This is a genomic window from Sphingopyxis sp. (assembly GCF_036402335.1).
Taxonomy (GTDB): Bacteria; Pseudomonadota; Alphaproteobacteria; order Sphingomonadales; family Sphingomonadaceae; genus Sphingopyxis.
Map to the genome: position 1 here is coordinate 1 of NZ_DASWTD010000538.1, position 6,964 is coordinate 6,964.

The 6,964-nt window shown below is 64.9% G+C and carries 6 protein-coding genes; 4 read left to right on the forward strand and 2 right to left on the reverse strand.

Annotated features, from left to right (window positions below):
• Positions 1-146: 146 nt before the first annotated feature.
• Positions 147-635 carry a transcription elongation factor GreB gene (greB, locus tag VGD20_RS17590; protein ID WP_331135674.1) on the reverse strand — a complete coding sequence of 163 codons (489 nt, stop codon included), beginning with the start codon at positions 633-635 and terminating at the stop codon, positions 147-149.
• Positions 636-641: 6 nt separating this feature from the next.
• Positions 642-2,672 (reverse strand): lytic transglycosylase domain-containing protein, encoded by a 2,031-nt coding sequence (locus VGD20_RS17595; protein ID WP_331135675.1) that lies wholly within the window; start codon positions 2,670-2,672, stop codon positions 642-644.
• A gap of 100 nt (positions 2,673-2,772) precedes the next feature.
• Here VGD20_RS17595 and dapA point away from each other — a divergent pair, with 100 nt between their 5' ends.
• The 4 genes from dapA to VGD20_RS17615 all read left to right on the forward strand — a co-directional run bounded on the left by dapA (position 2,773) and on the right by VGD20_RS17615 (position 6,910).
• On the forward strand, positions 2,773-3,648 hold the full coding sequence (dapA, locus tag VGD20_RS17600; RefSeq protein ID WP_331135676.1) for a 4-hydroxy-tetrahydrodipicolinate synthase: 876 nt from the start codon (positions 2,773-2,775) through the stop codon (positions 3,646-3,648).
• An 8-nt stretch (positions 3,649-3,656) separates the two neighbouring features.
• Entirely contained in the window at positions 3,657-4,142 is a 486-nt protein-coding gene (gene smpB / locus VGD20_RS17605) for an SsrA-binding protein SmpB (RefSeq protein ID WP_037518768.1), read from the forward strand.
• Positions 4,139-4,753, forward strand: a complete 615-nt coding sequence (locus tag VGD20_RS17610) for a DUF2062 domain-containing protein (RefSeq protein WP_331135677.1) — start codon at positions 4,139-4,141, stop codon at positions 4,751-4,753. The genes smpB and VGD20_RS17610 overlap by 4 nt, the downstream gene beginning before the upstream one ends.
• Before the next feature lie 111 nt (positions 4,754-4,864).
• Positions 4,865-6,910, forward strand: a complete 2,046-nt coding sequence (locus tag VGD20_RS17615) for a M13 family metallopeptidase (RefSeq protein ID WP_414714594.1) — start codon at positions 4,865-4,867, stop codon at positions 6,908-6,910.
• Positions 6,911-6,964: the final 54 nt, after the last annotated feature.

Genomic DNA, 6,964 nt, shown 5'->3' on the forward strand with positions numbered 1-6,964 from the left:
CGGGGCCCAGAGCGTAATCGCGCAATGCCAGCCTTCTGACGCCATGGGCCCCGGCTTGCGCCGGGGTGCACATCCCTATCGGCAGCTTCCAGTCGCTTCCCGTCATTTGCCGCCATGTTTCGCGGCCGCGCGGGAGGGACGGGGTATCAGATTGCGGGATAGCCGACCGCGATCACTTCCCATTCCTTGGGGCCGGCGGGAAGTTGTACCGTGCGCAGGTCGCCGATCGCGGCGCCGCGGAGCGCGCGGGCGAGGGGGCTGTTCCAGCCGATCCGGCCGTCGCCCGCCTCCGCTTCGTCGTCGCCGACCAGCGTGACGACACGCCGGCCGTCGTCATCGTCGGCGAGTTCGACGGTCGCGCCGAACCAGATGCGGCTTTTGTCGGGCTGCTGGGCGGGATCGACGACGCGCGCGGCCTTCATGCGGCGTGCGAGGAAGCCCAATCGCCGGTCGATCTCGCGCAGCCGCTTGCGGCCATAGATATAATCGCCATTCTCGCTGCGATCGCCATTGCCCGCGGCCCAGCTGATCACCTCGACAAGCTTCGGGCGCTCGCCGCCGAGCAGCGCGTCATATTCGGCGCGCAGCGCGGCATAACCCGCCGGCGAAATGATGTTTGTCTTATCCCCCGCCACGCGGACTTATCCGGGCGTGCGCTTGCCGAGATAGAAGCTCAGCGGCGCCTGCTGCCGCGACCCGCTGCCATCGCGCAATGAGTCATAGACGACGGCGTTTTCGAGCACGCGCTGGACATAGTTGCGCGTTTCGAAAATCGGGATCGCCTCGATCCAGTCGACCATCTCGATCCCGCCGCCGCGCGGATCGCCGTTGGCACGCAGCCATTTGTTCACATTGCCCGGACCGGCGTTGTAGGCCGCGACGGCGAGTGGATAGCTGCCGCCGAAATAGCGGAGCATCTGCTGGAAATAGGTCGACCCCAGCATCATGTTGTAATTGGTGTCGGTGGTCAGCGACCCGGCGTCGTAGCTCATCCCCAGCTTGCCCGCGACTTCACGCGCGGTGCCGGGCATCAACTGCATCATGCCGCGCGCGCCGGCGTGGCTGATCGCGGCGCGGTCGAACTGGCTTTCCTGCCGCGTGATCGCGTGAATGAAGGTCCAGTTGCTCTCGTGTCCCGCGGGGACGCGGACGGTCGGGAAGCCCGACACCTCGACGGCGTCGAGGCTGTTGGCTTGCGCGCTGCGGCCGATCATCACGCCAAGGTCGGGACGCCCGATCTGCGACGCCAGTTGCCCGGCGAGCACATGGTCGGCGGGCGAGGTCGCCTTTTGTGCGAGAGCGCGGAGGAACAATGATTGCTCGCGCCAGGCGCCGATTTCGCCGAGCGCGCGCGCGGCGCGGACCAGCCGGTCGTCTTCGAAGGCGCGCTTCTCTTCGCTGGCGACCTGGATCGTGGGGTTCGGCGTCGGCTTGGGCTGCTGGCGGCCCAGCCGCTCGAGCGCCAGCTGGCCATAGAATTGGTCATAATGCTGCGCGGCGTCGGCGAAATGCGCATTGGCAGTGGCGGCGTCGCCGGCGGCAAGCGCGGCGCGGCCGGCCCAATAGAAGCCCTTGGTGCGCGTCTGCGCCGAACGCGCGGCCTCGCCATAGGCACGATAGAGGCGCACCGCTTCGGCCGGGCGGCGCAGGTCGCGATAGGCGAGTTGCCCTGCCAGCCATGCGAGCGACGTATAATCGTCGCGCACGCTGAGCGGTGTTTCACGGATCACCGTACCCGGCGCAAAACTGTCGTCGAGTTGGCGTGCGATATTATAGGCGGTCATCTTGTCGCCGCCGGCATCGGCCTGCCGCGCATTGGTCAGCAGCGTTTCGAGCCATTCTTCGGGGTCGGTTGGGGGCTTCGCCAGCGATCGCGGCGCCGCGAGCAGCGCGCGTGCCTCGCCAACGCGGCCGGTCTGGCGCAGCCAGGTCGCCTTGTCGGTGATATAGCCGGCATCGCTGCGGGTCAGCGCCGGATTGGCGCTTTCGGCGGCCGAGGCCTGGAAGGCGGCGTCGACCGAACCGCTGCGCATCGCGAGCCGCGCGGCAAAGACCGTGCGTTTGTCGGGCGAGGTAAAGGCCAACTGGCGGCTCGCCGCGGCGGTCGCGCCCAGCCAGAGCAGGCGGTCCATCCGGGCATCATGGTCGGCCGGCGTGATCGCGCCGGGGAACAGGCTCAGCGCGCGGCTCGTTTCATAATCGTCGAGCGTGCCGCTCGTCCACGCGCGGCGGACCGCGGCATTGGCGTCCTCACGGCGGCCCGACGCATTGAGCGCCATCGCATAGCGCAGGTGTCCGCTTGCGGTCTGCGGCGGATAGGCCTGGAAATAGGCAAGGGTACGCGCGGGATCGAAGCTGTCGAGCGAGATCGATTTTTCGGCGCGGGTCCGCATCTTGTCGCCGTCGGGCCAGCCGCGGTTGGCCATCAGAAAGCGCGAAAGCTGGTCGAACGAGGCGCCGGTATTCGCGGTCAGCCGCCGCCATTCCATCACCGCATCGCCCACCGAATTCGTTGCGGGGGGTGCGCCGGATGCCGAAGCCAGGCCCATCTGGGCGCGATACCAGGCCATTTGTTCGGGGGTCAGTTCGCTGGCGTGGGCAATGGTCGGGGTAAGAAGGACCGCGGCAAGCGCGAGGCGGGAAATGCGGGACAGCGAGATCATACCGGCCATGCTAATGCCAAACTCCTTGCGGGGCGCTGAATAGACGTCCAATAGCGGCGCGCTGGCCGGATTCTACCGGCCGGGCGATGTTCTTGTAAAGGAGCGGTGCATGTTTTCGGGTTCGATTCCCGCTTTGGTGACGCCATTTCGCGATGGAGCGTTCGACGCAACGACTTTCGCGCGCCTCGTGGACTGGCAGATCAAAGAAGGGACCAGCGCGCTCGTTCCGTGCGGTACGACCGGTGAGAGCCCGACGCTCGGCTTCGACGAACATTATAGCGTTATCGACACCTGCATTCAGGCGGCCGCGGGCCGCGTTCCCGTGATCGCGGGGTGCGGGTCGAACGATACCGCGACCGCGATCCGCCATATGCGTCATGCGCAGGCGGCCGGTGCCACCGCGGCGCTGATCGTCGCGCCCTATTACAATCGCCCGAGCCAGGAGGGCATGATTGCGCATTTCCAGGCGCTCGCCGATGCCAGCGACCTGCCCATCGTCGTCTATAACGTCCCGGGCCGCACCGTCGCCGACATCAGCGCCGAGACGATGTGCAGGCTCGCCGAAATCCCGAGCGTCGTCGCGACCAAGGATGCCAGCGGTGACCTCGCGCGCGTGACGATGCACCGCGCGGGTGCCGGCAAGGATTTCTGCCAATTGAGCGGCAACGACGATCTGTGGCTGCCGCATGCCGTGATGGGCGGCGTCGGCTGCATCTCGGTAACCGCCAATGTCGCGCCGCGCCTTTGCGCCGATTTCGCCGCCGCCGCGGCTGCAGGCGACTGGGCGCGCGCGCTGGTGCTGCACGACCGCCTGTTCGACCTGCACAAGGCGATGTTCTCCGACACCTCGCCCGGGCCGGTCAAATATGCGCTGTCGCGCGTCCACGACTGGTTTTCGCCCGAAGTGCGCCTACCTATCATCGCGGCGAACGATGCATCGCGCGCCGCCGTCGATGCCGCGCTGTCCGCGGCCGGAGTAATCTAGGTCTCAAAATGGCTCGTCCCCAGTCCGCCGCCGAATTCGACAAGAAAAAAGTCGTCGCCGAGAACCGGCGCGCGCGGTTCGACTTTGCCATCGACGAGGTGTTCGAGGCGGGGATTGCGTTGCAGGGGACCGAGGTCAAGTCGCTGCGCTTTGGCGAAGGGACGATTGCGGAGAGTTACGCCGAGGTAAAGGGACACGAGGTGTGGCTGGTGAACAGCAATATCCCCGAATTCAGCCACGGCAACCGGCACAATCATGAACCCAAGCGGCCGCGCAAGCTGTTGCTCAGCGGCCGCGAGATCAACAAGATGCACGCCGCGGTCGCGCGGCAGGGGATGACGCTTGTCCCGCTGTCGATCTATTTCAACAGCCGTGGCCGCGCCAAGGTCGAACTGGCGATCGCCAAGGGCAAGAAGGCGCACGACAAGCGGGAGTCGATCAAGGAACGCGACTGGAAGCGCGACAAGCAGCGGCTGATGAAGGAACGCGGATGAGCGGGGGCAAGCCCCGCGACAAGGCGGCCGTGATGAACTGGATCCGCCGCAATTCGCCGACGCGCGAGGAACTGCTGGCGAGCCGTTTCGTCAAACCGTTCGCGCACCGCGTCGCGCACAGCCATTTGTGGCGCTTCACCCGCACCTCGGTCCCGCGCGGGACCGCGCTCGGCCTGTTCGTCGGTATCTTTTTCCTGATCCCCGGGGTGCAGATCCTCGGCGTCGCGCTGCTCGCGCTGCCCTTTCGCGCCAATATCCCGATCGGCGCCGCGATGACCTTCCTGTCCAATCCGGTGACGACGCCGTTCATCATCATCGCATCGGTCTGGCTCGGCGACTGGCTGTTCGGGCTCCATGCCAACAGCGCGACCTTTTCGGCAATGATCGAGCATGGCGCATCGGCGGGCGAGTGGGTGCGCTGGGTCTTTTCCGACGCCGCGCCGGCGATGCTGGCCGGGCTGTTCGTGATTTCGGTCGTTTCGGCGGTCGTCGGCTACATCCTCGCCGCGATTTTCTGGGATAACTGGATTCGCCTCCGCTGGCGGCGCAAACTGACGCGCGCGCGCGACCAACGACATGAGGCTTCGACCAGCGACACGGCCGCCGGTTGAACCGCGGACGGGCAGGCGTATAGCTGATGCATCGCTAAGCTGCGCCGCGCCTATGCGGCGCGGCTTTTCGCTTCATATTGAAAACCGGGGAATATCATGACTCGTTTGCCTATGTCTTCGCGCCTGATGGCGACCGCTGCGCTTGGCGCGCTGATGCTTGCCGCCGTTCCGGCGGCCGCCCAGCAACAGACCGCCACGGCGCCCGCCACCACCACCGCTGCCAAACCCGAAATCGGCGATTTCGGTTTCGACCTTACCGGGATGGACAAGACCGTCCAGCCGGGCGACGATTTCTACGCCTATGCAAATGGCACCTGGGCGAAGAACACCCCGATCCCGGCGGACAAGTCGAACTATGGCATGTTCACCGCGCTCAACGATCTGTCGCAGACGCGCACGCGCGAAATCCTCGACGCCGCGAAGGGCGATCCGAACAGCATGATCGGCCGCGCCTATGCGTCCTATCTCGATTCGGCGACGGTCGAAGCAAAGGGTCTCGCCCCGATCCAGCCGTGGCTGAACAAGATTCGCGCCGTTGAAAAGCCCGGTCTCGCGGCGCTCCTCGCCGAAGCCGACCGCAGCGGCGTCCAGCATTTCTTCGGCGGCTATGTCGGGCAGGACGACAAGAACCCCGACGTCTATACCTATATCATCTTCCAGGGCGGTATCGGCATGCCCGACCGTGATTTCTACCTGAAGGAAAACGAGCGGAACACGACGCTGCAGGCGGCCTATCTCAAGCATCTCGAAAATGTGCTGATGCTCGCGGGTGAAGCCAATGCCCCGGCGCGTGCCAAGGCGATCTATGATTTCGAAAAGCAGGTCGCAACGGTCCATTGGGACAAGAATGACAGCAGCGACGCGACCAAGGCCTATAACAAGATGACGGTCGCCGAACTCGCCAAGGCCGCTCCCGGTTTCGACTGGCCGACCTTCATCCGCGGGCTCAGGGTCAACGAAGATACGCTGATCGTATCGCAGCCGAGCGCGTTCACGGGCGAAGCGAAGCTGCTCGCCGACGCGCCGATCGGCGTGATCCGCGACTTGCTGATCGTGCGCAGCCTCGACAGCTTCTCGGGCGTCCTGCCCGACGCCGTCGCAAAGGAAGCCTTCTCCTTCTACAGCACGGCGCTGTCGGGCACCCCGCAGATGGAAGAGCGCTGGAAGCGCGCGGTCGATTTCACGACGGGCAACCTCGGCGACGCCGTCGGCAAGGATTATGTCGCGAAATATTTTCCGCCCGAAACCAAGGCGGCGATGGACGCGCTGGTGAAGAATGTCCTCGCTTCGATGGGGAGCCGTATCGATGGGCTGACGTGGATGCAGCCGGCAACGAAGGTCAAGGCGCGCAAGAAGCTCGCCAATTTCACCACCAAGATCGGCTATCCCGATCAGTGGAAGGACTACAGCAAGCTGGAAATCCGCGCCGATGATCTTTTCGGCAATTCGCTGCGATCGAACCAGTTCGCGCACGACGACAATATCGGCCATCTCGGCGGGCCGATCCGCCGCTGGGAATGGTTCATGACCCCGATGACGATCAACGCCTATGCCAATTTCGGCATGAACGAGATCGTCTTTCCCGCCGCGATCCTCCAGCCGCCCTTCTTCGACCCGCACGCCGACGCGGCGGTCAACTATGGCGGCATCGGTGCGGTTATCGGCCATGAGGTCAGCCATCATTTCGACGACCAGGGCGCGAAATATGACGAGACCGGCAAACTCGCCGACTGGTGGACTCCGGCTGACGTCGCGGCGTTCGAAGCGGCGGGCAAGGCGCTCGTCGCACAATATGACGCGTATGAAGTGCTGCCCGGCGAAAAGCTCGACGGCACCTTCACGCTCGGCGAGAATATCGGCGATCTTGCCGGCCTGACGATCGCCTACGACGCATACAAGAAGTCGCTGGGTGGCAAGGAAGCGCCGGTGATCGACGGGCTGACCGGCGACCAGCGTTTCTTCCTTGGCTGGGCGCAGGTATGGCGCCGCAACTATCGCGAGCAGAATCTGTCGCAGCGCATCACGACCGATCCGCATTCGCCCTCGATCCAGCGGACTTGGGTCTCGCGCAATCTTGACCCGTGGTATAAGGCCTATCAGATCAAGCAGGGTCAGAAGCTCTATCTGGAGCCGAAAGACCGCGTCCGCATCTGGTGATGCACTAAACAGAAAGTTTATCGTTGACCGCGCAAAGCCTGCCCTCCGCTGATG